This is a genomic window from Pseudomonas lurida, from assembly GCF_002563895.1.
Taxonomy (GTDB): Bacteria; Pseudomonadota; Gammaproteobacteria; order Pseudomonadales; family Pseudomonadaceae; genus Aquipseudomonas; species Aquipseudomonas lurida.
This window is the reverse complement of sequence record NZ_PDJB01000001.1, coordinates 945189-970446: the sequence shown is the minus strand read 5'-3', so window position 1 is coordinate 970446 and position 25258 is coordinate 945189. Positions and strand designations below refer to the sequence as shown.

The 25258-nt window shown below is 62.1% G+C and carries 19 protein-coding genes; 9 read left to right on the top strand and 10 right to left on the bottom strand.

Translation table 11 applies throughout. The features are described 5' to 3' along the window. The 5 genes from ATH90_RS04340 (at window position 1) to ATH90_RS04320 (ending at window position 5092) form a co-directional block, all read left to right on the top strand. Window positions 1–717, top strand: coding sequence for an ABC transporter permease (locus ATH90_RS04340; RefSeq protein ID WP_098465777.1), 717 nt, complete (start codon window positions 1–3; stop codon window positions 715–717). 20 nt (window positions 718–737) lie between these two features. Then, entirely contained in the window at window positions 738–1631 is an 894-nt protein-coding gene (locus tag ATH90_RS04335; RefSeq protein ID WP_034102124.1) for a glycine betaine ABC transporter substrate-binding protein, read from the top strand. A 13-nt stretch (window positions 1632–1644) separates the two neighbouring features. Beyond that, window positions 1645–2298 carry an ABC transporter permease gene (locus ATH90_RS04330; protein ID WP_034102123.1) on the top strand — a complete coding sequence of 218 codons (654 nt, stop codon included), beginning with the start codon at window positions 1645–1647 and terminating at the stop codon, window positions 2296–2298. Beyond that, complete coding sequence (locus tag ATH90_RS04325; protein WP_098465776.1) at window positions 2295–3452, top strand: osmoprotectant ABC transporter ATP-binding protein OsmV; 1158 nt, start codon at window positions 2295–2297, stop codon at window positions 3450–3452. The genes ATH90_RS04330 and ATH90_RS04325 overlap by 4 nt, the downstream gene beginning before the upstream one ends. A gap of 476 nt (window positions 3453–3928) precedes the next feature. Next, the gene (locus tag ATH90_RS04320; protein ID WP_034102119.1) at window positions 3929–5092 is read left to right on the top strand and encodes a type III PLP-dependent enzyme; all 1164 of its coding nucleotides are present in this window, start codon (window positions 3929–3931) and stop codon (window positions 5090–5092) included. Between the two features lie 90 nt (window positions 5093–5182). Here the strand turns inward: ATH90_RS04320 and ATH90_RS04315 are convergent, their stop codons facing one another. Then, complete coding sequence (locus ATH90_RS04315; protein WP_098465775.1) at window positions 5183–5935, bottom strand: tetratricopeptide repeat protein; 753 nt, start codon at window positions 5933–5935, stop codon at window positions 5183–5185. Window position 5936: 1 nt separating this feature from the next. Next, window positions 5937–6617 carry a Fe2+-dependent dioxygenase gene (locus ATH90_RS04310; RefSeq protein ID WP_098465774.1) on the bottom strand — a complete coding sequence of 227 codons (681 nt, stop codon included), beginning with the start codon at window positions 6615–6617 and terminating at the stop codon, window positions 5937–5939. A 206-nt stretch (window positions 6618–6823) separates the two neighbouring features. Between ATH90_RS04310 and ATH90_RS04305 the strand changes: the two genes are divergently transcribed. Both ATH90_RS04305 and ATH90_RS04300 read left to right on the top strand, forming a co-directional pair. Beyond that, a complete protein-coding gene (locus ATH90_RS04305) occupies window positions 6824–9109 on the top strand; it encodes a TonB-dependent receptor (RefSeq protein ID WP_098465773.1) in 2286 nt (761 codons plus the stop codon). 136 nt (window positions 9110–9245) lie between these two features. After that, window positions 9246–11771 carry a PepSY domain-containing protein gene (locus ATH90_RS04300; protein WP_098465772.1) on the top strand — a complete coding sequence of 842 codons (2526 nt, stop codon included), beginning with the start codon at window positions 9246–9248 and terminating at the stop codon, window positions 11769–11771. Between the two features lie 67 nt (window positions 11772–11838). Here the strand turns inward: ATH90_RS04300 and ATH90_RS04295 are convergent, their stop codons facing one another. The 4 genes from ATH90_RS04295 to ptsP all read right to left on the bottom strand — a co-directional run bounded on the left by ATH90_RS04295 (window position 11839) and on the right by ptsP (window position 19068). Continuing rightward, window positions 11839–13380, bottom strand: a complete 1542-nt coding sequence (locus tag ATH90_RS04295) for an alkaline phosphatase D family protein (protein ID WP_034102113.1) — start codon at window positions 13378–13380, stop codon at window positions 11839–11841. 184 nt (window positions 13381–13564) lie between these two features. Further along, complete coding sequence (locus tag ATH90_RS04290) at window positions 13565–15277, bottom strand: PTS fructose-like transporter subunit IIB (RefSeq protein WP_034102112.1); 1713 nt, start codon at window positions 15275–15277, stop codon at window positions 13565–13567. Between the two features lie 11 nt (window positions 15278–15288). After that, the gene (gene pfkB / locus ATH90_RS04285) at window positions 15289–16209 is read right to left on the bottom strand and encodes a 1-phosphofructokinase (RefSeq protein WP_098465771.1); all 921 of its coding nucleotides are present in this window, start codon (window positions 16207–16209) and stop codon (window positions 15289–15291) included. Then, the gene (ptsP, locus tag ATH90_RS04280; RefSeq protein ID WP_098465770.1) at window positions 16210–19068 is read right to left on the bottom strand and encodes a phosphoenolpyruvate--protein phosphotransferase; all 2859 of its coding nucleotides are present in this window, start codon (window positions 19066–19068) and stop codon (window positions 16210–16212) included. It lies immediately after the preceding gene. A gap of 292 nt (window positions 19069–19360) precedes the next feature. Between ptsP and cra the strand changes: the two genes are divergently transcribed. Both cra and ATH90_RS04270 read left to right on the top strand, forming a co-directional pair. Then, complete coding sequence (gene cra / locus ATH90_RS04275) at window positions 19361–20356, top strand: catabolite repressor/activator (RefSeq protein WP_098465769.1); 996 nt, start codon at window positions 19361–19363, stop codon at window positions 20354–20356. A 2-nt stretch (window positions 20357–20358) separates the two neighbouring features. Then, window positions 20359–21135: a TatD family hydrolase gene (locus tag ATH90_RS04270; protein ID WP_069021719.1), complete on the top strand. Its 777-nt coding sequence runs from the start codon at window positions 20359–20361 to the stop codon at window positions 21133–21135. Here the strand turns inward: ATH90_RS04270 and ATH90_RS04265 are convergent. The 4 genes from ATH90_RS04265 to ampD all read right to left on the bottom strand — a co-directional run bounded on the left by ATH90_RS04265 (window position 21082) and on the right by ampD (window position 25238). After that, entirely contained in the window at window positions 21082–21513 is a 432-nt protein-coding gene (locus tag ATH90_RS04265) for a hypothetical protein (protein ID WP_034102107.1), read from the bottom strand. The two genes, ATH90_RS04270 and ATH90_RS04265, sit on opposite strands and share 54 nt — an antisense overlap. A 126-nt stretch (window positions 21514–21639) precedes the next feature. Next, window positions 21640–22344, bottom strand: coding sequence for a methyl-accepting chemotaxis protein (locus ATH90_RS29845; RefSeq protein WP_397457480.1), 705 nt, complete (start codon window positions 22342–22344; stop codon window positions 21640–21642). A gap of 1497 nt (window positions 22345–23841) precedes the next feature. Further along, entirely contained in the window at window positions 23842–24678 is an 837-nt protein-coding gene (ampE, locus tag ATH90_RS04255; RefSeq protein WP_098465767.1) for a regulatory signaling modulator protein AmpE, read from the bottom strand. Beyond that, window positions 24675–25238 carry a 1,6-anhydro-N-acetylmuramyl-L-alanine amidase AmpD gene (gene ampD, locus ATH90_RS04250; protein WP_034102104.1) on the bottom strand — a complete coding sequence of 188 codons (564 nt, stop codon included), beginning with the start codon at window positions 25236–25238 and terminating at the stop codon, window positions 24675–24677. The genes ampE and ampD overlap by 4 nt, the downstream gene beginning before the upstream one ends. Between the last annotated feature and the right edge of the window lie 20 nt (window positions 25239–25258).

Sequence of the window (25258 nt, the reverse complement as noted above, 5' to 3'; positions counted from 1 at the left end):
GTGGCTATTCGCTATGGCAAAGGGCTGATAGGAGGAGCGGTTGTCGTCGCTCTCCTGGCCCTGCTGGTCCACTGGATCGGCATCAACACGATCGAACTGTACCGCGACGATTTGTTGTTTTACCTGCAAGCACACCTGATCCTCGTTCTTGTCTCCATGCTGGCAGCCATCGTTGTAGGGATCCCCGCCGGTATCCTGCTCAGCCGACCGAACATGGTCGGGCGCGCAGAACGCTTCATGCAGATCTTCAACATCGGCAACACCGTCCCTCCCCTGGCCGTACTGGCCATCGCCCTCGGCGTCCTCGGCATCGGCAGTGGCCCGGCCATCTTCGCGTTGTTCCTCGCCTCGTTGCTGCCCATTGTGCGCAACACCTACGAAGGCCTCAAAAACGTTCAAGGCTCGCTCAAAGAAGCCGCCACCGGCATCGGCATGACGCCGCGCCAGGTGCTGTTTCGCGTGGAGTTGCCCAACGCCGTGCCAATCATCATCGGTGGTGTGCGCGTGGCCCTGGCGATCAACGTGGGTACCGCACCGCTGGCGTTCCTGATTGGCGCTAACAGCCTGGGCAGCCTGATCTTCCCTGGCATCGCCCTGAACAATCAGCCGCAATTGCTGCTCGGCGCCGCATGCACCGCGTTGCTGGCATTGCTGCTTGACGGTCTGGTGACCATGGCCAGCCGCCTCTGGCTGGAACGCGGGTTGCGTCCGTCTTAAGGCTTGGCAAAGGAAATCACATGAAAAGACTGACCCTGATATTGAGCTGCGTCCTGCTGTTTGCAGGTATTGCGCAAGCCGCCGAAAAACCTGTGATCCGCATCGGCGCCCGGGTGTTCACCGAACAGACCCTGCTCGCCGAAATCACGTCCCAGTACCTGCGCACCAAGGGCTATGACGCCCGTGTAACCGGTGGCCTGGGCAGCAACCTGGCACGCAGTGCCCAGGAGAGTGGGCAACTGGACCTGATCTGGGAATACACCGGCGTGTCGCTGGTGGCCTACAACCATGTCGACGAGAAACTCGACAGCGAACAGTCCTACGCAAGAGTGAAAGAACTCGACGCGAAAAAAGGCCTGGTCTGGCTCTCGCCGTCGCGCTTCAGCAACACTTACGCCCTGGCCCTGCCCGAGAACGTGGCCAAGGAATTCCCGCAGATCAACAGCATCAGCGACCTCACCCAAGCCCTGGCGGAAAAAACCAAAGGCACACGCCTGGTCGCGCTGGACACCGAGTTCGCCAACCGTTCCGACGGCATGGGCGGCATGGTCAAGCTGTATGACATGAACCTCACGCGCAAAAACACCCGGCAGATGGACGCCGGCCTGGTCTACACCGCCCTGCGTAACGGCCAGGTGTTTGCCGGCCTGGTCTACACCACCGACGGCCGCCTTAATGCCTTCAAGTTGAAGCTGCTGGAAGACGACAAGCACTACTTCCCCGACTACACCGCCGCGCCGGTGATCCGCCAGGAATACCTCGACCAGCACCCGACGCTCGCCGCTGAACTCAAACCACTGGCCGACCTGTTCGACGACGCAACCATGCGCCAGCTGAACGCGCGGGTCGACGTCGACCATGAAAGCCCTTCCGCTGTCGCCGCAGATTTCCTGCGCCAACATCCAATCAACTAAAAGAGGAGAAGACATGGAATTTTTAAACGCCTTTTCCCATCTTGATTGGGCCCAGGTCCTGCACCTGACCTGGCAGCACATTACCCTGGTCGGCATCGCCGTGATCCTCGCGATCCTGATCGGCGTGCCCCTGGGCATCCTGATGACGCGCTTCCCGACCCTGGCCGGCCCATTGCAAGCCAGCGCCACGGTGCTGCTGACGGTGCCGTCCATCGCCCTGTTCGGCCTGCTGCTGCCGTTCTACTCCAAGTTCGGCCAGGGCCTGGGGCCGATGCCGGCGATCACTGCCGTGTTCCTCTACTCCCTGCTGCCGATCATGCGTAACACCTACCTCGCCCTGACTGGCGTGGAGCCAGGCATCCGCGAAGCCGCCAAAGGCATCGGCATGACCTTCGGCCAGCGCCTGCGCATGGTCGAATTGCCCATCGCCGTGCCGGTGATCCTCGCCGGGGTGCGCACCGCCGTCGTGATGAACATTGGTGTGATGACCATCGCCGCCACCATCGGCGCCGGTGGCCTGGGTGTACTTATTCTGGCTTCCATCAGCCGCAGCGACATGTCGATGCTGATCGTTGGCGCCGTGCTGGTCAGTCTCCTGGCCATCTTCGCCGACCTGCTTCTGCAATGGCTGCAACGCTCGCTGACCCCAAAAGGACTGCTCAAATGATCGAACTTCAAAACCTGACCAAGACTTTTCAAAGCAACGGCAAGACTGTTTCTGCCGTCAACGACGTGAGCCTGACCGTCAACGAAGGCGAGATTTGCGTATTCCTCGGCCCCTCGGGTTGCGGCAAGAGCACCACGCTGAAGATGATCAACCGCCTGATCAAGCCCACCTCGGGCAAGATCCTGATCAACGGCGAAGACACCACCGACCTCGATGAAGTGACCCTGCGTCGCAACATCGGCTACGTGATCCAGCAGATCGGCTTGTTCCCGAACATGACCATCGAGGAGAACATCGTGGTGGTGCCCAAGCTGCTCGGTTGGGACAAGCAGAAATGCCACGACCGCGCCCGCGAGTTGATGAGCATGATCAAGCTGGAGCCCAAGCAGTACCTGCATCGCTACCCGCGCGAGTTGTCGGGCGGCCAGCAGCAGCGTATCGGCGTGATCCGCGCACTGGCGGCCGACGCGCCGCTGCTGCTGATGGATGAACCGTTCGGCGCGGTCGACCCGATCAACCGCGAGATGATCCAGAACGAGTTCTTCGAGATGCAGCGCGCGCTGAACAAGACCGTGATCATGGTCAGCCACGACATCGATGAAGCCATCAAGCTGGGCGACAAGATCGCCATCTTCCGCGCCGGCAAGCTGCTGCAGATCGACCATCCGGACACGCTGCTGGCGCACCCGGCCGACGAGTTCGTCAGCAACTTCGTGGGCCAGGACAGCACCCTCAAGCGCCTGCTGCTGGTGAAAGCCGAAGACGCGGCGGACAACGCCCCGTCGGTGAGCCCAGAAACCCCGGTGGCGGACGCCTTGGAACTGATGGACGAACACGACCGTCGCTACATGGTGGTCACCTGTGCCGAGAACAAGGCACTGGGGTATGTGCGCCGGCGCGACCTGCACCGTCAGACGGGCACCTGCGGCCAGTACCTGCGCGAGTTCAACGCCACGGCGGCGTATGACGAGCATTTGCGCATCCTGCTGTCGCGTATGTACGAGTTCAACCGTTCGTGGTTGCCGGTGTTGGATGCCGAGCGAGTGTTCCTGGGAGAAGTGACCCAGGAGTCGATTGCCGAGTACCTGAGCTCCGGTAAGTCCCGAGGGGGCAAGACCAGTATTGTTTCGCCTGCCGAGACTGCGCTGGCCTAACCTGACACCACTCGGTCAAAACTGTGGGAGCGGGCTTGCTCGCGAAGGCAGCGTGTCAGTCACTGAATAGGGTGCTGAAGCACCGCCTTTGCGAGCAAGCCCGCTCCCACATTTGAATCTCGGTGGGCCGTGATATCCCGTCAAATTGTCCCTTGTGGGGAACATCATTCCGTCACACGGGTCGGTTACATAAGTAGCTGCACGCTATCGCGCGACGAACGCGTGCAAAAACGCGACATTTTTAGTTGATCTATGGCCCCTCACGCCCTAAAGTTCGCGCCGAACGTCCATGCTGGAAACGATCCATCCGGCTCAAGTACTGACGACGAGACAGCAAGGCCAAGGGCAGCGGTAGATCCCATGGCCTTTTTGCTTTCGGCGACATGCCTTGGGAAGTAGGCGAACCAAAGTGGGGATACGGAGGACGTTCATTTGCACCCATTGATCAATACAGTTTGCCCTTAGGAGTTCCCAGCATGTCGATCAACGTCGAAGATTATTTCGCGCGCGCCACGTTTGACAAAATGAAGGCGTTCGCCGACAAGCAAGAAACCCCGTTCGTGGTGATCGACACCGCGATGATCAGCCAGGCCTACGATGACCTGCGCGCCGGTTTCGAATTCGCCAAGGTCTATTACGCAGTCAAGGCCAACCCGGCTGTCGAGATCATCGACCTGTTGAAAGACAAGGGCTCGAGCTTCGATATCGCCTCGATCTACGAGCTGGACAAAGTCATGGACCGCGGCGTCAGCCCCGACCGTATCAGCTACGGCAACACCATCAAGAAATCCAAGGACATCCGCTACTTCTACGAGAAAGGCGTGCGCCTGTTCTCCACCGACTCCGAAGCCGACCTGCGCAACATTGCCAAGGCAGCCCCGGGTTCTAAAGTGTATGTGCGTATCCTTACCGAAGGCTCGACCACGGCTGACTGGCCTTTGTCGCGCAAATTCGGCTGCCAGACCGACATGGCCATGGACCTGCTGATCCTCGCCCGCGACCTGGGCCTGGTGCCGTACGGCATCTCGTTCCACGTGGGTTCGCAACAGCGCGACATCAGCGTATGGGACGCAGCGATCGCCAAGGTCAAAGTGATCTTCGAACGCCTGAAGGAAGAAGACGGCATCCACCTCAAGCTGATCAACATGGGCGGCGGCTTCCCGGCCAACTACATCACCCGTACCAACAGCCTGGAAACCTACGCCGAAGAAATCATCCGCTTCCTCAAGGAAGATTTCGGCGACGACCTGCCGGAAATCATCCTCGAGCCAGGCCGTTCGTTGATCGCCAACGCCGGCATCCTGGTCAGCGAAGTGGTACTGGTTGCGCGTAAATCGCGCACCGCCGTCGAGCGTTGGGTATACACCGACGTGGGCAAGTTCTCCGGCCTGATCGAAACCATGGACGAAGCCATCAAGTTCCCGATCTGGACCGAGAAGAAAGGCGAGATGGAAGAAGTGGTCATCGCCGGCCCTACCTGCGACAGCGCCGACATCATGTACGAGAACTACAAGTACGGCCTGCCGCTGAACCTGGCGATTGGTGACCGTTTGTACTGGCTGTCGACCGGTGCTTACACCACCAGCTACAGCGCGGTTGAGTTCAATGGCTTTCCGCCGTTGAAATCGTTCTATGTGTAAGAGCAGCGGTTAGTTTTTAGCTGCACGCTGCAAGCGAAAGCCCATGATCTGTCATGGGCTTTTTTGTGGGGGCTGCGTCGTCTCGACTTGCTATTGGGCTAGCTGCATAGCTCGTTGATGATAATCCAAAGCCATCTGCCGCACCTGCGGATCATCCGCTGATGCCAATGCCTGGTACGCCGTCCGCAGAAATTTCAGATTCCCCGCCGCCAGCGCCTTGCGCAACCACTCCAACGCCACGTCAACCTGGCCTCTGTCCGCCAGCACCGCTGCATAACTGAACTGCCCGCGAAAATCGCCGCCTTCGGCTGAACGACGGTACCAGTCTACGGCTGCGTCCAAATCTCTTGGGCACACTTGACCGTCTTCCAGATATCGCCCCAACAGGTTCATCGACTTGGCATGGCCCTGTTCCGCTGCCTGGCGGTATAGGCTCAGCGCTTGTTGCGGGTCTTCGGCAACACCGCGCCCGGTGGCCAACAGATTGGCGTAATTGTATTGCGCCCAATCCAAACCGGCCTCGGCGGCCAGACGGTACTCTCGCGCCGCTGCCGCTTCATCAGCCGCACACCCCCAACCCTGCTCCAAACAGCGCCCGGCCATATTACGCGCCATCAAGTGTCCGCCCTTCGCCGCAATCTGGAACCAGCGCAACGCCAGCGCTTCATCACGGGCAATGCCACGGCCTTCCAGCAGGATCTGCCCGAGCAGGGCCTGGGCCTCCACCACACCCGCCTTCGCCGCCACCAGGATCGCCTGGGCTGCGCGCACGGGCGAGTCATCGAGCATGCTTTGCAGTTGTTCGACGTTGAGCACTTCTTCACGGCGCAATAAAAAGCCCATATCAGACGTCGACCCAGCGGCGCAGCAGGTTGTGGTAGGTGCCGGTGAGTTGGATCAGCGCCGGGTGGTCGGGGACGTCGCGGGTCAGTTGCTGGATCGCGCCATCCATCTCGAACAGCAGGGTGCGCTGGCTGTCTTCGCGCACCAGGCTCTGGGTCCAGAAGAACGAGGCATAGCGCGCGCCACGGGTCACGGCGTTGACTTTGTGCAGGCTGGAGCCGGGGTACAACACCATGTCGCCGGCCGGCAACTTCACGCGCTGCAGGCCGAAGGTGTCCTGGATCTCCAGTTCGCCGCCGTCGTACTCGTCCGGGTCGCTGAAGAACAGCGTGGATGACAGGTCGGTGCGCACTCGCTCATGGCTGCCCCTGGCCTGGCGCACGGCATTGTCGATATGGAAATCGAAACTGCCACCGGCCGTGTAGCAATTGAGCAGCGGCGGAAAGACTTTGTGCGGTAACGCCGCTGACATAAATAGCGGGTTGTTCCATAACCGCTCGAGCATCGCCCCGCCGATTTCCTTGGCCAGCGGGTGGCCCTCGGGTAATTGCAGGTTGTGCTTGGCCTTGGCGGACTGGTGCCCGGCGGTGATTTTACCGTCGGCCCAGTCGGTGTTTTCCAGGGCATGGCGAATGCGCTGCACTTCCTCAGGAGAGAACAGGCCGGGGATATGCAGCAGCATGGGGCAACACCTGAAATCAGAGAGGCGCCAATGGTATTGATTCTTATCCGCCGTGTAAAACGCCCTAGACGAACGAGTTCGTAAAAACCGTAAGCAAAAAGTGTAAAGAATGTAAATTCAATGCAATTAGCAATGTATCGCAATTGATAGAAAGTCTTGTTCACCCTATATTCCGCGGCTTCACATCCTTGGGGAAAGGACACGTCATGTCGCGCACCACTACAAAAATACCTGCCAGTTCACCACGTATGCTGGCATCGGCCATCGGCGTTGCCCTCAGCGCCAGCTCTGTCGCCCACCTGGCGCAGGCGGCCGAAGACACTGAACAACAAGGCCAGCGCAACAGCATCTCCCTGGGCGCCACCAGCATCACCGGGGAAGAGCAGGACACCACCTCCTACCAGGTCGAAAAGGCCTCGTCGCAAAAGTACACCGCGCCGCTGGTCGACACGCCGCGCTCGGTCACCGTGGTGCCCCAGCAAGTGCTCAAGGACACCGCCGCCACTTCGTTGCAGGATGCGTTGCGCACCGTACCGGGCATTACGTTCGGCGCCGGCGAAGGCGGCAACCCCCAGGGCGATCGCCCGTTCATCCGTGGCTTTGATGCCCAGGGCGATACCTACCTGGACGGCGTGCGTGACACCGGCGGCCAAAGCCGCGAGATCTTTGATATCGAGTCGATCGAAGTCAGCAAAGGCCCGAACTCCTCGTTCGGCGGTCGCGGCTCGGCCGGCGGTAGCCTCAACCTGGTGAGCAAGACCCCACAAGCGCGGGACTTCACCAACGGCGGCTTTACCTACGGTTCCGACCAGACCCGCCGCTACGTACTCGACGTGAACCGCCAATTCCTCGACGACAGCGCCGCGTTCCGCTTGAACCTGATGAGCCACGAACAGAACGTGGCCGGCCGCGACGCGATCAATTACGACCGTTGGGGCGTGGCACCGTCGCTGACCTTTGGCCTGGGCACCCCGACCCGCGTCAACCTCAGCTACTACCACATGGAAAGCAACGACCTGCCGGACTCGGGCATTCCCTACGGCTACGGTTCGTCGACAGCCACCGCCCACGTGCATGACAAACCCAACGACGGCGGCGACAGCAACAACTTCTATGGCCTCAAGGACCGTGACTTCCGCAAGACCCGCGCCGATATCAGCACGTTCTCCATCGAGCACGACCTGAACGACAGCATGACGCTGAAAAACACCCTGCGCCACGGCAGCACAGGCCAGGATTACATTCTGACGCAGCCGGACGACAGCAAGCTCAACGTCAACCGGTTCGGCACCGTGTGGCGCCGCGCCAACAGTCGAGTCTCGACCACAACCACCACCACCAACCAAACGGATGTGTTCGGCAGCTTCCAGGCGCTGGGGTTCAAGCACAGCTACTCCACCGGGCTGGAGTTCACCGGCGAAGAAACCCGCGTGAGCAGCTACACCATCAGCCCCAATGCCAACCCGATCTGTACCGTGGCCAAGGGCAACCTGGGCGGCCAGTGCACCTCCCTGAGCAACCCGAACCCGGATGACGCCTGGTCCGGCAGCATCGCGCGCAACTATTACGGCACCGCCACCAAGGCCACCAGCCGTGGCGCGTATGTGTTCGACACCATCGAGCTGGACCCGAAATGGTTGCTGAACGTCGGCCTGCGCTACGACACCTTCGACACCGTTGCCAACACCGATTCCGCGACCGGCCGCAGCAAAATCAAAGAAGACAGCCAGTTCTTCAACTGGCAAGCCGGCCTTGTCTGGAAACCCGTGGAAAACGCCAGCCTCTATGCCTCCTACGCCACGTCGGCGACGCCTGCCGGTGGCCTGGTGGGTGAAGGGTCGGACGGCAACCCACTCTCGGCCGGTGCCGCCACCAGCGACCTGCAGCCGGAAGAAACCGTCAACTACGAACTGGGCACCAAATGGGACCTGTTCCACGATCGCCTGTCCCTGACCGCCGCGGTGTTCCGTACCGAGAAGAAAAACACCCGCATCCTGGTCGACGCCCTGACCTACCAGAACGCGGGTGAATCCCAAGTCGACGGCGTGGAGTTGTCCGCCAGCGGCAAGATCACCGACCAGTGGCAGGTGTTCGCGGGCTACAGCTACCTCGACAGCGAACTGGTCAAATCCGGCCTGAATGGTCGCAATGGCGTGGTCAGTTCGGGTTCAAGCAAAGGCAATCAAATGCCCAACACGCCGAAGAATACCTTCAGCCTGTGGACCACTTACGACCTCACCCCCAAGCTCACCATCGGTGGTGGCGCGTTCTACGTCGATCAGGTTTACGGCGATGCTGGCAATACCGTTTACGTACCGTCCTACACCCGCTACGACGCCATGGCCAGCTACAAACTGAGCAAGAACGTCGACCTGCAATTGAACGTGCAAAACCTGACCGACAAGACCTATTACGACAAGGCTTTCTCGACACACTTCGCCAACCAGGCGGCCGGTCGTACGGCCCTGTTGTCTACCAACTTCCACTTCTAGGCAGCGACGCCACGCAACAACAAGCCCCATGCATCGGATGCGTGGGGCTTTTGCGTGTTAAACAGAAAGTTTCTCGACAAGCCACGGCATAATGCGCGCCGTGCCCTACATATTCAGATAGACGAGGCGGTCAGACGTGTTGAAGAAAACCCTGTTCCAGTTGCACTGGTTCTTCGGCATTACAGCCGGACTGGTGCTGGCCTTGATGGGGATCACCGGGGCTGCGGTCTCGTTTCAGGATGAAATTCTGCGGGCGCTCAACCCCAACGTATTGACCGTGGAAAAACGCGAAGCCGGCGTACTGCCGCCCGCCGAGTTGGTGCGCAAGCTGGAGGCCACCGAAGGCCAGACCGTGGCCATGCTGTTCGTCGAACGCGAAAGCGGCAACGCTGCCCGCGTGTTCTTCACCCCGCCGCCCGGCGAGCGCCGTGGCCAGTTGCGCTATTTCGACCCTTACACCGGCGACTATAGGGGTGACGTGGTCGGCCAGGACGTCTTTGGCTTCCTGCTGCAATTCCACCGCTTCCTGGTGATGGGCGATACCGGGCGAAACATCACCGGTGCTTGCACGCTGGTCCTGGTGTTCTTCTGCCTCTCCGGGCTGTACTTGCGCTGGCCGCGCCAGGTGGCGAGCTGGCGGGCGTGGCTGACGTTGGACTGGCGCAAAAAGGGCCGTGCCTTCAACTGGGACCTGCACTCGGTATTCGGCACCTGGTGCCTGCTGGCCTATCTGCTGTCGGCACTGACCGGCTTGTATTGGTCCTACGACTGGTACAGCCAGGGCCTGACCAAACTGCTGTCCGACGCCCCGCAAAATGAACGCATGCGCAAGCGCGGCCCTGCGCCCGACGGTGCGGCGCCCGTGGCCAACTACGACGCGATCTGGAGCAGCATCTACAGCAACGCCGGCCCTGGCTTGAGCGCCTACAACATCCGCATGCCTGCCGTCGCGGGGCAACCGGCCATCGTCTACTACCTGCTGGACAACTCACCCCATGACCGCGCGCTGAACCAGATCAACCTGGACCCGGCCACCGGTGAGGTCAAATCCCACGACCGGTACGCCAGCAAGCGCCTCGGTTCCAGACTGCTGACCAGCGTCTACGCACTGCACACCGGCAGTTACTTCGGCCTGGCGGGGCGGATTATCCTCACCGTCAGTTCGGTGCTGATGCCGTTGTTCTTCATCACCGGTTGGCTGCTGTACCTGGACCGTCGGCGTAAAAAGCGCCAGGTACGTGATGCGCGCAAAGGCCTCACGGCCAACCACAGCGATGCGCCAGCATGGCTGATCGGCTTTGCCAGCCAGAGTGGTTTTGCCGAACAACTGGCCTGGCAGACCGCCGGCCAATTGCAGGCGGCCGGCCTGCCGGTGAAGGTGCAACCCCTGGGTAGCGTCAGCCAGGATGACCTGCGCCAGTCGCAAAACGCGCTGTTTGTGGTCAGCACCTTCGGCGACGGCGAAGCCCCCGACAGCGCCCGTGGTTTCGAACGCAGCGTGCTCGGCCAGAACCTGCCGCTCAAGGGCCTGAACTACTCGGTGCTGGCCCTGGGTGATCGTCAGTACGAACACTTCTGCGGCTTCGCACGGCGCCTGCATTTCTGGCTGACCAACCAGGGCGGCAACGCATTGTTCGCCCCGGTCGAGGTGGACAGCGGCGACACCACCGCCCTGCTGCATTGGCAACAACAGCTTGGTCAGCTCACTGGCCACGCCCCGGCATCCGCCTGGCCGACCGCCCAGTACGAAAACTGGACGCTCAGCCAACGCACCCTGCTCAACCGCGACAGCAGCGGCTCGGAGGTCTATTTGCTGGGCCTCACCTCCCCGTCGCCCCAACGCTGGGAAGCCGGCGACCTGGTGGAAGTGCTGCCGCGCAATTGCCCCTGGGCCATCGAACACTTCCTCGAAGGCTTGGGCCTGGCCGGCAGCGACGGCGTATTGATCGAAGGCTTGGCGCAATCCCTCAACCAAGCCCTGGCCACCCGCCAACTGCCAGACAACCGCGCGCACTTGGTGGGCCTTCACGCCCAGGCGCTGGTGAACGCGCTGGTGCCTTTGGGCATGCGCGAATACTCCATCGCTTCGATTGCCAGCGATGGCGTGCTGGAGTTGATCGTGCGCCAGGAGCGCCACCCCGACGGCAGCCTGGGCCTGGCAAGTGGTTGGCTCACGGAACACGCCGCGATCGGCTCCAGCGTCAGCCTGCGCCTGCGTCGCAACAGTGGCTTCCACCTGCCGCAAGCCCCGGTGCCCCTGATCCTGGTGGGCAACGGCACCGGCCTGGCCGGCCTGCGCAGTTTGCTCAAGGCGCGTATTGCCGACGGCCAACAGCGCAACTGGTTGCTGTTCGGAGAACGCAGTATCAAGCATGACTTCCTGTGCCAGGACGAGCTGCAAGGCTGGTTGGCCAGTGGCGACCTGGCGCTGCTGGACCTGGCGTTTTCCCGCGATCAGGAGGAAAAAATCTACGTGCAGGATCGCCTGCGTGAATCGGCCGAGGTGCTGCGTAAGTGGCTATCGGAAGGCGCGGCGATTTATGTGTGCGGGAGCCTGCAGGGGATGGCGGCCGGGGTGGATCAGGCGCTGGTGGACATTCTCGGCAGTGACGCCGTGGAACGGCTGATCGAGCAAGGCCGTTATCGCCGCGACGTCTACTGACCTCCCCCTGGCGCTGACGACCAAGAGTGGGAGCTGGCTTGCCTGCCCCACCCTTGGTCGCATTCAGTCACGCCGGTTGTAACTTTTGTTCGAATACCGAGATGCCATCCAGGTCGCGCAGGATGACCGTCAACTCCGCCGTCTGCCCATCGATCTGCACCTCGCCAAAAAACTGGAAACCCGCGAATGGCGACGTGTTCTGCGCCGGCGGTGCTTTCTCGAAGACCACCTCGGGGCCAAAGGTCTTGTCCAGCGGGTTGGGCCCAAAACTCCCCGCATTCAAAGGCCCGGCGACAAACTCCCAGAACGGCTCGAAATCCTGGAACGCGGCTCGATCCGGGTGGTAGTGATGCGCTGCGCAGTAGTGCACATCCGCCGTCAGCCATACATGGTTACGTACCTTGTGCGCCCTTAAGAAGCCCAGCAGCTCAGCGATTTCCAGCTCGCGACCTTGCGGCGCGCCTGGGTCGTTGTTGGCGATGGCTTCCCAACGTGCCACACCAGGGCTGACCTCTCCGTCAGGCACGCCGAGGCCGATGGGCATATCGGCGGCGATGACCTTCCACTGTGCCTGCGACGCCTTGAGTTCACGCTTGAGCCAGTCCAATTGCTCGCGGCCGAGGAAGGGCTTTTCAGCGCCCAGGTTGTCATCGTTGGGCCCGCGATAGCTGCGCATATCCAGCACGAACACATCCAGCAGCGGCCCATAACTGAGCTTGCGATAAATCCGCCCACCGCCATCGGCGCTTTGCCGGCGCATGGGGGAATACTCCAGCCAGGCCTGGCGCGCACGGCCCACCAGGGCGTTGATGTCCTTGGTCTGGTAACGCTCATCCAATTGCTTGCTCGGCGACCAGTTGTTCACCACTTCGTGGTCGTCCCACTGCCAGATCTGCGGCACCTCGGCATTGAAGCGGCGTACGTTTTCATCCATCAGGTTGTAGCGGTAATTGCCGCGATACTCATCCAGGGTTTCAGCGACTTTGCTCTTGGCTTCGGTGGTGATATTGCGCCAGATGCGTCCGCTTTCGGTGGTCAGTTGCGCCGGCACCGGGCCGTCGGCATAGATGGTATCGCCGCTGTGGATAAAGAAGTCCGGAAGGCGCAGGCGCATGGCTTCGTAGATGCGCATGCCGCCGATGTCCGGATTGATGCCGAAGCCCTGGCCGACGGTGTCGCCGCTCCACACAAAACGGATGTCGCGGCGTTGTTGCGGCACACTGCGCAGATGACCGAACCACGGCTCGCTGGCGACGCCGGTCTGGGCGTCTTCGAAGTGCACGCGATAGAAAATCGCCTGGTCGGCGGGCAGCCCGGTCAGTTCGACGCGCGCGGTGAAGTCGGTGCGGTTGTCGGCCAGGGGCGAGATGAATCGGCGCGGGTTGCTGAATACGCTGCGGGTGTCCCACTCCACCACCATGCGGGCCGGGCGGTCGCTGCGGCTCCAGATCATGGCGCGATCGCCGAGCAGGTCGCCGGACTGCACGCCGTCGGTGAGTTGCGGTCGGTCCTTCACGGAGGCGATCACTGCCGGGGCCAGGCCCGGCAGCAGCAGGCCGGCGCCGACGGCTTGCATCACGCGGCGACGGCCGAGATCGAAGTGGCTCATGCAGGTGCCCTCTTGAGTATCAAAAGGCAGACTTAACCACGACAGGATGAAGCGGGTGTGACACGGGCCCACAGAACGACAGAAGCCACATGTGGGAGCGGGCTTGCCTGCGAATGCATCACCCCGGCATCACGGATGCACCGAGGTGCCTGCATCGCAGGCAAGCCAGCCCCACATTTTCGTATCAGGCCTTGGCGGGGACGACGGCCAGCTCTACCGTTTCCGGACGTTTGATCAGCGCATACACCAGGCCGGTCAGCAGGCTACCGGCGACAATCGCCAGCAGGTACAGCAGCGCATGGTTCATCGCATTCGGAATCACCAGCACAAACAGGCCGCCGTGGGGCGCGGCCAGTTTGCAGCCGAAGTACATCGACAGTGCACCGGTCAAGGCGCCACCGGCAATGCTGGCCGGGATGACACGCAACGGGTCTTTGGCGGCAAATGGAATCGCCCCTTCGGAGATAAAGCACATGCCGAGAATCATCGCGGCTTTGCCGGCCTCGCGCTCGGTCTGGGCAAACTTGCGGCGTGCCAGGAACGTAGCGATGCCCATGCCAATCGGCGGCACCATGCCGGCCGCCATGGTGGCCGCCATCGGCGCCCCACTGGACGCCGCCAGCAGGCCGACCGAAAACGCATACGCGGCTTTGTTGATGGGCCCGCCCAGGTCGACACACATCATGCCGCCCAACAGGATGCCCAACAGCACCGCATTGGTGGTGCCCATGGTGCTGAGGAAGTCGGTAAGCGCGGTGAGCAAACGCGCCACCGGTGGGCCAACCAGGTAGATCATCGCCAGGCCGGTAAACAGGCTCGCCAGCAACGGAATGATCAAGATTGGCTTGAGCGCCTCCAGGCTCTGCGGCAACTTCACCGCACGGGTGATCAGCTTGACGCAGTAGCCGGCGAGGAAACCGGCGAAGATGCCGCCGATAAACCCCGCCCCCAGGGTACCGGCCAACAGCCCGCCGATCATGCCGGGCGCGATGCCGGGACGGTCGGCAATCGAGTAGGCGATGTAACCCGCCAGCAAAGGCACCATCAACATGAAGGCGCGGTCACCCACGGTTTTGAGTGCAGCCGCCAGCGTGCCTTCCTGCTCAAAGGCGTGGATGCCGAACACGAATGACAAGGCGATCAGCAACCCGCCCGCCACCACCATCGGCAACATGAACGACACCCCGGTCAGCAGGTGTTTATAAACGCCGGTTTTTTCTTTCTTGGCCACAGCACCGCTGGCCGCATTTTCCACCGCACCTTCAGCGAGGGCCTTGTTGAGGGTCGCTTCGGACTGCTTGAGGGCAATGCCGGTGCCGCAACGGTAGATCTTCTTGCCGGCAAAGCGCTCGGTGGCGACTTCGATGTCGGCGGCCAGCAACACCACGTCCGCCTCGGCGATAGCCTGCGGGCTCAAGGGTGTGCGGGCACCGACCGAGCCTTGGGTCTCGACCTGCAAGTCATAGCCCAGACGCTTGGCCGTCTGCTGCAAGGCTTCGGCCGCCATGAAGGTGTGGGCGACGCCAGTGGGACAGGCGGTGATCGCCACAATGCGCGGCGCCTGCTGGGCCACAGACTCGGCAGCAACATACACCTGGGCCTCTTCGGCACCGCGACGCAACACCGCGTCGACATCTGCCAGCGCCTGGGCGGGCGTGCTCTGGAACACGCGCTTGCCGACAAACCGCTGCATATCCACCGCCGTGCTGCTGACCAGCAACACCCACTCGGCGTCGTCGAGGGTGGCTTGGGACAACTGGCGTTCCGGACGCTGCATGTCCACCACTTCCACGCTGGTGCTCCAGCCTTGGCGCTGCGCGGCGGCGTCCAACAAGCGGGCACACAGCACACTGGTGACCATGCCGTTCGGGCAGGCGGTAACAATGGCTAACTTCATCACAAACCCTCTTATTGTTCTGTCAGCGTACGCACGTGGACGTCGCTTTCGAGGCGCGCCAACTGCGCGTCATCGCTGATGCCAAACCCGATCTGGGTCACCGCCAGCGCGGCGATCGCCGTGGCGCGGCGCAGGGTCTGCTCCGGCGTATCGCCGCTGAGCAAACCGTGCAGCATCCCGGCCAGCAGCGAATCGCCGGCGCCGACGGTACTGGCCACCGTGACCCTGGGTGGCGTGGCGTGCAGTGCCGCACCCGGGCTGTACCAGCTCACGCCCGCCGCACCGTCGGAGACCACCACATGTTCCACACCTTGCTGATGCAGGTGGCTGATTGCATCCGTGGCATGGCCCAGGGCTTCAGCCAGCTCTTCGGTATTGGGTTTTACCAGCCACGGGCCGGCCTGCAAACCTGCACGCAGCGCTTCACCACTGGTGTCCAGGGCGACTTTTACTCCAACGCGTTTCAACTGTTCCAGCAGCCCTTGAAACCACTGTGGGCTGACGCCGCGCGGCAAGCTGCCGGCCACCACCACCGCATCGAAGCCGGGAGCAATCTGCGCCAGTTTTTCCAGCAAGGCGCTCTGCGCCTGCTCCGTCACCTGTGGCCCCGGCGCGTTGATGTCAGTGACCCGGCCATCCTGCTCGGCAATCTTGATATTGCTGCGGGTTTCGCCGGGCACGCGGATAAACGCGTCGGTAAACCCACGCTGCGCGATCAGCGCTTCGAAGGCCTGGGGGTTGCCCTCACCAAGGAAGCCGCCCACGGTCAGCTCATGGCCCAGGTCGGCCAACACCTGCGCCACATTCACGCCCTTGCCGGCAGCGTGGGTCAGCAGGGTTTCGCTACGGTTGACTTCACCCGGCTCCAGGCGCGCCAGGCGTACCGTCAGGTCCAACGCCGGGTTCAGCGTCAGGGTTAGAATCCTTGCCATCTACACGGCCTCCACTAGGGCACGCACTTCGGCGGGCGAGCCCACCGCCAGTGCTTTTTGCGCCAGGCCCTGGGCCTCGCTCAGACTGAATTCGCGCACGCGCGCCTTCACTTCAGGAATGCTGCGGGCCGAGACACTCAACTCATCCACCCCCAGCCCGATCAGCACCGGTACCGCCAACGGGTCCGCCGCCAGTTCACCGCACACCCCGACCCATTTGCCATGGGCATGGGCGGCACGCACGGTGATGTCGATCAGTTGCAACACGGCCGGATGCAGGCCATCGGCCTGGGCGGACAGCGTCGGATGGCCACGGTCAATGGCCAGGGTGTACTGGGTCAGGTCGTTGGTGCCGACGCTGAAAAAGTCGACTTCCTTGGCCAGCACCGGCGCGAGCAATGCCGCCGACGGCACTTCGATCATGATGCCCAGCTGCAGGTCCGCCACCGGGATTTCCAAGCGCAGGCGTTCGGTCATGTCGCGGGCCGCGCGCCACTCATCAACGCTACCGACCATGGGGAACATGATGCGCAGCGGGCGGCTGTCCGCAGAACGCAGTAGCGCACGCAATTGCGCTTCCATGATCTGCGGGCGCTGCAAGGTGAGACGAATGCCGCGCACGCCGAGAAAAGGGTTTTCTTCCTGGGCGATCGGCCAATACGGCAGCGGTTTGTCGCCGCCCACATCGAGGGTGCGCACCACCAACGGGCGGCCCGCGAGACCGTCGAGGACGCGACGGTATTCGGCTTCCTGGGTGGCTTCGTCCGGCGCCTGCGGGTGGGCCATGAAAATCAGCTCGGTGCGCAGCAGACCAATGCCTTCGGCGCCCTGCTCCACCGCGCTGGCCACACCGGCGCTTTCGCCGATATTGGCAAACACCTCCACGGCGTGGCCGTCGCGGGTCAGCGCCGGTTCATGGCGTTGCGCCGAAGCGGCTTGCAGGCGTTGTTCGCGGGTGTCGCGCTCGACCGTGGCGCGTTGCAGGGTGGCGGTGTCGGCGTCCACATGCAGGCGGCCGCGCTGGCCATCGAGCAACAGCGGCGTACCGCAAGCCAGCAGCAACACGGCCGGGCCAGCGCCGACCAACGCAGGGATGCCGAGGGCGCGGGCGACGATGGCACTGTGCGCCGTCGCGCCACCACGCGCAGTAAGGATGCCGGCGACGCGCGCCGGATCAAGCCGTGCAACATCGGACGGGCCGACTTCGTCCATCACCAGAATGTAGGGTTCACTCGGCTCCTGGGCGGTTTCAACACCGCACAGTTGCGCCAGCACACGACGGCCGATATCACGCAGGTCGGCGGCACGCTCGGCGAGCAGCGCGTCCTGCAGCGACTCCTGCTGCTTGGCAGCGGCTTCGATCACACTCATCCACGCTGCCTCAGCGCTTTCGCCTTGCTTGAGGCGGGTGTCGACTTCGTCGGTGAGCTCCGGGTCGTCGAGCATTTCCTGGTGGGTGACGAAAATCTCGCGGATCGCCTTGGATGGGCTGCGTTCGATCAGGCCCTGGATATCACCGCGCACCTCGGCCAGGGCGCTGTGCAAACGCTGGCGCTCGACGGCGCAGGATTCGCCGCGCAGTGGGTAATCGAACGTTTGCTGCACCTGGATATGCGCCGGGCCGATGGCGATGCCCGGTGCGGCGGCGATGGCCTGGATTTGGCTGCCGGACAAGGGCGCGCTGATCAACGGTTCAATATCGAGGGTTTCTGGCTGGGCGCTCAGGGTCGGCAGTGGCTCGACGTCTTCGCCGAGGCCTTCTTCTACCGCTGCCAGCAGCGCCGGCAGTGCATCGCCCGCAATCGTGGGTTCGGCGACAAACTCCAGCACCTGGCCACGCCGCGCGCCGAGGCTCAACAGTTTGCTCAGGCTTTTCACCGACACGGCGCCCACCGGGCCATCGATGATGCGCACGCGGATGTCGCCGTCAAAACTTTTCGCCAACTGCGCGAGGATCTTCGCCGGGCGCGCGTGCAAACCGTGGGCGTTGGCCAGGGTAATGCGTACGCTGGGCCAATCGGGGGGCAGCTCCCCACCGAGCACTTCGAGCACCGCGCGGCTGCTGGTGGCGCGGCCAAGTTCCTGGCCGCGCCCCTCGATCAGCAGGGCGCACAAGCGTTCGAGCAAAGCCTGGTGGGCTTCACCGAGGCTGGCCAGGCAGAACAGGCCATTGAGTGGCTGGCCAAGGTAGCGCATGGGTTTGTCCGGGGTGACAAACGCCAGGCCCGGGCGCTTGACGGTCTGCTCGCTGTGCAACCACCACAGGCCATCGCCCAGGGGCAGCGCATCCACCTGCTGCAAGACCGCGGCGAAGCCATTGCTCACACAATCGGCCTGACGCAACAGGCGTGCGCCGCGCCATACCAGCTCTTCGAAGTCGTCGGCGGACACGCCCAGGCTGATCATCTGCGCGTCCAGCGCCAGTTCCTGCGGCGCGCCTTGCAGCAGTTTCAGCAGGGCGTCAGCGCTGCCGGCACGGCGCAGCGCCTGGCCCAGGTCAGTTTCACCGAGGGCGCGGGTGAGCAGTTGCAACAGCCGCAGGTGTTCGTCGGATTTGGCCGCAATGCCGATGGCCAGGTACACGATCTGGCCGTCACCCCAGTCCACACCTTCGGGGAACTGCAGCAAACGCACGCCGGTGGAAAACACCTGGTCGCGGGTTTCGGGGGTGCCATGGGGGATGGCAATACCTTGGCCGAGAAAGGTCGAGCCTTGGGCTTCACGGGCTTGCAAACCGCTGAGATAACCCTCGGCGACCAGGCCGTCGGCCACCAGTTTTTCAGCGAGCAGGTGCAAGGCAGCAGATTTATCCACAGCCACCTGGCCCATGGAAATCTGCTCTACAGTGAGCTCAAGCATGCCGTTCTCCTAGTTAGTGCAGAGGCGCACTAGGTATTGTTTTAAACAAACAGTGTAATGGTGTTCATGATTAACTGACTGAGCAGTCAATTGGCAGTAGCCACTCAGTCGCGAACGTCGTAAAAATACGCTGGCTGAAACGTTTAATCTAGATCTTATGGAAGACTACGCGTTAATTGCGCATCCTTGAAGAACCACTCGGCACTTGAGCTGAGACATTGGTCGGGTGCTGGAATCGGTTACGATTGGACAAAATGTCGGGGCAAGCTCCAGAAAACAAGGAAATCCCGGTTTGAAACTCAGTGATATCGCACGTCTCGCCGGTGTGTCCGTGACCACCGCCAGCTACGTCATCAATGGCAAGGCCGAACAGCAACGCATCAGCAACGCCACCGTCGAACGGGTGCGTGCTGTGGTGCAAGCCCATGGCTTTACCCCAAACCCACAGGCCGCCGGGCTGCGCAGTCGGCACACCCGCACCTTGGGCTTTATCCTGCCCGACCTGGAAAACCCCAGTTACGCACGCATCGCCAAGCTCCTCGAGCAAGGCGCGCGGGCGCGTGGCTATCAATTGCTGATCGCCAGCTCCGACGACGACGCCGACAGCGAGCGCCAATTACTGCAACTGTTCCGCGCCCGGCGTTGTGATGCGTTGTTTGTCGCCAGTTGCCTGCCGGCCAGCGACGACAGTTACCGCGAGCTGCAGGCCAAGGGTTTGCCGGTGATTGCCATCGACCGGGTGATGGGCTCGGATCAATTCTGCTCGGTGGTCAGCGACGACCGCCAGGCTTGCCAGCAATTAACCAGCAGCCTGCTGCAACCGTTGCCCAAACAGATCGTGCTGATCGGCGCACGGCCCGAACTGAGCATCAGCCAGGAGCGTGCCGCCGGTTTCCGTGAAGCCCTCGAAGGTTTCACCGGCGAGGTGATCATCGAACACGCTGAAGCCTTTAGCCGCGACTGTGGCCGACAGCTGATGGAGCAACTTCTGCAACGACTGGGGCATTTGCCTGACGCACTGGTGACCACCTCCTACGTGTTGCTGCAAGGCGTGTTCGACGCCCTGCATGACTTCCCGCTCAAGTCACGCCCGCTACGACTGGGCACCTTTGGCGATACCCAATTGCTGGACTTCCTGCCGCTGCCGGTCAACGCCATGGCCCAGCAACATCAGTCGATCGCCGAGACCGCCCTGCGCCTGGCCCTGGCGGCTATCGAAGAGGAACAGTACCAACCTGGCGTGCACGCCATCGGCCGAACCTTCAAGCAGCGCATTCACGAGGCTTGAGCGTGGAGCTGATCGACACCCACACGCACCTGGACTTCCCGGATTTCGACAGCGATCGCCGCGACGTCCTCGCCCACAGCCGAACAGTGGGCGTGCGGCGCATGGTGGTGTTGGGGGTGTATCAGCAGAATTGGCAACGCGTGTGGGACCTGGTGCACGCGGACGAAGGCTTGTTCGCCGCCTTTGGCTTGCATCCGGTGTATCTCGATGAGCATCGCCCCGCTGACCTCTCGGCATTGGGCGACTGGTTGTCTCGCCTGCAAGGCCACCGGCAACTGTGCGCGGTGGGCGAAATCGGCCTGGACTACTTTCTCGAACACCTGGACCGCGACCGCCAACAAAGCCTGTTTGAAGCCCAGCTCAAGCTGGCGGTCGACTTCCAATTGCCAGCCTTGCTGCATGTCCGTCGCAGCCACGCAGCGGTGATCGCTACCCTCAAGCGCATTCGCCTGCCCCGCGGCGGCATCATCCATGCGTTTGCGGGGAGCCGTGAAGAAGCCCGCGAGTACATCAAGCTCGGCTTCAAGCTGGGTCTGGGCGGCGCCGCCACCTGGCCTCAGGCCCTGAGGATGCACAAGGTGTTGGCGCAACTGCCGCTGGATGCAGTGGTACTGGAAACCGACTCACCCGACATGGCACCTGCCATGTTCCCTGGCCAACGCAATAGCCCCGAGCATCTGCCGGCCATCTGCACTGCCCTGGCCGAGCGCATGGGCACCGATGCTCTATTGCTGGCTGAGGCGAGCACACGCAATGCGTGCGAGCTGTTCAATTGGTAGAGCCGGCGTGACCACCTGCAAGTCCAGGGTCATGCGCTGCCGGTAACGGGCATAACGCAACGCCAGGAAGTGCATCAGCAGCACCGCCAGCGAGACATTGAACTGACCGATCACACTGAGCAGCCCCACCCACTCCGCCACCAGCGCCACGATCAGCACCATGCAGGTGAACACCACCATGCTCGGTTGAACCAGCGCCCAGTGGTCAAGCGCCTTGAACTGGCGCAATTGATGGGGGCAGCTCAACTGCACGACCCGATGGCAGTAAGGGCAATCGAACGGTTCTTCGATGGCAATGGCATTCAGTTGCCAAGGTTTGAGCTCAAAGGTGATGTCGCAATGGGCGCAGCGCCCCTTGATGCCGATTGCAGCGCTCATCGCTGTGCCTCCCCTGGACGTGGAATCGAGTGAAACAATTTTCACCCATTCAGGGGTCGAGAAAAGAGACGCCAAGAAATCAGGACAAGCACCACGTCAACAGGCGACCGTTCCTACGCCCATTACTTACACACGAAACGCACCGATCAATTGCTTCAACGCGATCACCTGCATGGATAACTGCCGGCTCGCGGCCTCGGTCTGATGTGCGCCTTCAGCGGCATGTTCGCCGGCACGATTGATTGCAACGATGTTCTGGTCGATATCGTGGGCGACGGCGGTCTGTTGCTCTACGGCAGCGGCGATCTGCTGGTTCTGATCAACGATCATGCCCACGGCACCGAGGATATTTTCTAGGGCCTGCTGGACCTTTTCCGACTGGCCCACGGTGCCATTCGCCATTTCATGACTGCTGCCCATGGCCTTGACTGCCGCCGCCACACCGCCCTGCAAGCGACTGATCATCTGTTCGATTTCTTCTGTGGAATGCTGTGTGCGTCGCGCCAGGGTGCGTACCTCGTCGGCCACCACCGCAAAACCACGGCCCTGTTCACCGGCCCGCGCTGCTTCGATGGCGGCATTGAGGGCCAGCAGGTTGGTTTGCTCGGCGATACTCTTGATCACTTCCAATACGCTGCTGATGGACTGGCTGTCAGTCGCCAGTTGGTTGATCACCCGCACCGACTGGTCGATCTCCGACGCCAGCCGCGCGATGCTGCCCTGCTGGGACTGCACCAGGCCGCGCCCGCTGACGGTTTCATCGTTGACGCTGTGGGCACTGTTGACCGCTGCCGCCGCGCTGCGCGCGACTTCCTGGGCGGTGGACGACATCTGGTTCATGGCCGTCGCCACCTGCTCGATCTGGCTACGTTGGCCCGACACCGCCTGGTTGCTCCGGGCCGAGACCGTTTCCACCTGGCCGGCCTGGAGTTCAACCTGGCTGACGGTATGCCCGACGCGCTCGATCAGGTCATGGATCTTCGCCACGGTACCGTTGAACACCTGGCCGAGGTCACCCAACTCGTCGCGGCTATGTGCAACAAAAGTGACCGTCATGTCACCGGCCGCCACCTTGTCCATCGTCGCCCCCAGGCGTCGCAGTGTGGTGCGCGTGGACGCGTAGAAACCTGCGTACAGATAGAAGATCAGCAGGAACACCGCCGTCAGGGCCGAGACCAGTACCACCATGTGCGTGCGGTTCTGTGCCAGGCGTTGCTCCAACTGCTGGCCGAGGAACGCGAGGGTGGCTTCATCAAGCTGGTAGGTCCGGGCCATCAACTGGCTGACGCTGTCGTAGAACCCCTGCCAGGGCGCGTCGAGGGTTTCGGCCACCACCACTTGCTCTTCAAACAACTCGCTGCCTTGCTTGAGGCTGGCATTGCTGGCCTTGGCCAGGCTATCGAGTGCGGTGTGGGCGGCGTTGCTGGCGCCCAGGGCATCCTGCAACTTCAGGCCATATTCGGCCTGGAGTTTTTCCAACTGCTGCAGCAGCTCGTCAAAACGCGTACTGGATGACGAATTGAGAAAACCTTGGCCCAGGGAATACGCGCCCATTGCCCGCCCTTCGCCAAGGGCCTGGGTGATTTGCGGAGTCACGCTGGTGACCAGCTCGCTGAGCTGGCGCAGGTCGCTCTGGGGATCACGGCTCAAGCCGGATTGGCTGGCAATGATCTGGCTGAGCATCTGCGCCTTGTTGAGCAACTTGCCGATCAGTGCACTCTTGCTCAGCAATGATGTTTCCTGTTGCTGGGCCTTGAAAGCCGCAATCAACTCATCACGCTTACTGTCAAAAGCGGCGATTTGCTCAGGCTCGGTGGTCATGGCATTGAGGCTTTGCAGACGGCCCAGCACGCTTTGCTCCAAGGTGCCGATCTTGCCCTCAAGGTCACCGGCCTTGCCGGACTGGCCAAGGGTGGCGTTGATCTGCACTTGGTTGTTAAGGGTTTCCAGGTCGCGGCGCAGGGCCAGGCTGCTGCCGAGCAAGTCGAGGCTTTGCAGTTCCACACGGGTGCCCTGGAATTCACGCCACGAATCACGCACCAGGTAATAGTTGGTCGCCAGCATGGGCAGCAGGAACAACACGCTGATCAAGCTGAACTTCATGCCAAAACTCAGGCGATTCATCAGCGCGACAGCCGGATAGAGCAAGCTCTTCACAGGTGAACTCCCTTTCTTTTATTTTTATTGAGGCGCAGGGCGGCAGTTAGCCAGCATCTGTATAGCTCAATTTGAAAGGGAGTTTTGTAACTTAAGGTTAACGACAGGAAAGACACGGCAAAAACAATTGTGGGAGCAAGCCGCTCCCACATTTCCTGACCGTGCTCGCCGTCAGGGCAACACGGTCCAGATGGCGAAGCCGGCATACCACAGCACCGCCGCACGTAGCAGCAGTTCCCAAATCCGGTCCAGGCTGTTGATGCCGTCGGGGCCTACCGCCGGCTGCGGGATTTCGGCGGCGACCAAGCCGACCTTTTCCACCAGTTGGGCAGCGCTGATGTCCCAGTTCAGCAGTTCGTGCAGCATCACGCGCCCCACCGCGACGAAGTTGCCCACCAACGCAAAACTGGCCGCCAGCAGGCGTACCGGCAACCAGTCGAAGGCGTGGCGCAGTTGCCCGGCACGTTCGGCCACCAGGGGGTTGTTGCTGTGCTCACTCGCCAGCGCCAGCAGGCGATAGGCCAGGGCGGCAACCGGGCCCAGCAGGAAGTACCAGAAAATCACCGCGAAAAAGCTCTGGTAGGCCTGCCACAACAGATGGCCTTGGACACGCTCGAGCAATTGTTCGCCACTGTCGGCGCTCAGGCTCAGGTCGCGCTCGGCCACATGTTCGGCAGCCTGCAGGTCGCCACGCCGCCAGGCATCGCGAAACGGACCGAGCCCGGCGAGCAGATCACCGCGACCCAGGCTGTAGATGACGATCAGCAGGTGCACCGGCAGCGCCAACAGTCCGTAGGCCACGGGTTCCAGCACCAGCAACAACAACGCCAGCAAGGCCACCGGCAATAACACCAGCAACGTCAGAACCAGCCAAGGCTGCTTACCCATGCGTGGGCTCGATTCCAGCTTGGCCAGTTCACGCAGCCAACCGCCGTCACGCTGCAACCGCTGGCGCAAGGCCGAGAACTTCTCGATCCAAACCGCCAGCACCAACACCAGGAAACTCATCGTGCGTGTCCTCCATCCTGCAAGGCGCTGCGAAAGCGCGCCCAATCAAAAGCGGGGCCGGGATCAGTCTTGCGTCCCGGAGCGATATCGCTGTGACCACAAATGCGCTGGGCAGTGATGCCTGGGTAAGCTGCCAGCAACTGGCGGGTCAGGTCGATCAGCGAGGCGTATTGGGCATCGGTGAACGCTTGATCATCGGTCCCTTCCAGCTCCACCCCCAGGGAAAAGTCATTGCAGGTGTCCCGCCCCTCGAACTGCGAGACCCCGGCGTGCCAGGCCCGGTCGAGGCAGGACACAAACTGCGTCACCGCGCCATCACGCTCAATCAGAAAATGCGCAGACACTCGTAGGTCAGCTATCCCCTCAAAGTAGGGATGTTCCGTGACATCCAGGCGATTCTGGAAAAACTCCTGCACTTTGCCCGTACCGAACTGCGCCGGTGGCAGGCTGATGTTATGCACCACCAACAGTGAGATTTCGCCTGCGGGGCGCTCGTTGAAGTTGGGCGAAGGGCAATGACGAATGCCCTGGCACCAACCGCTGGTGGGGTCCAACTGCATACAGGTTCCTTGAACGAGAC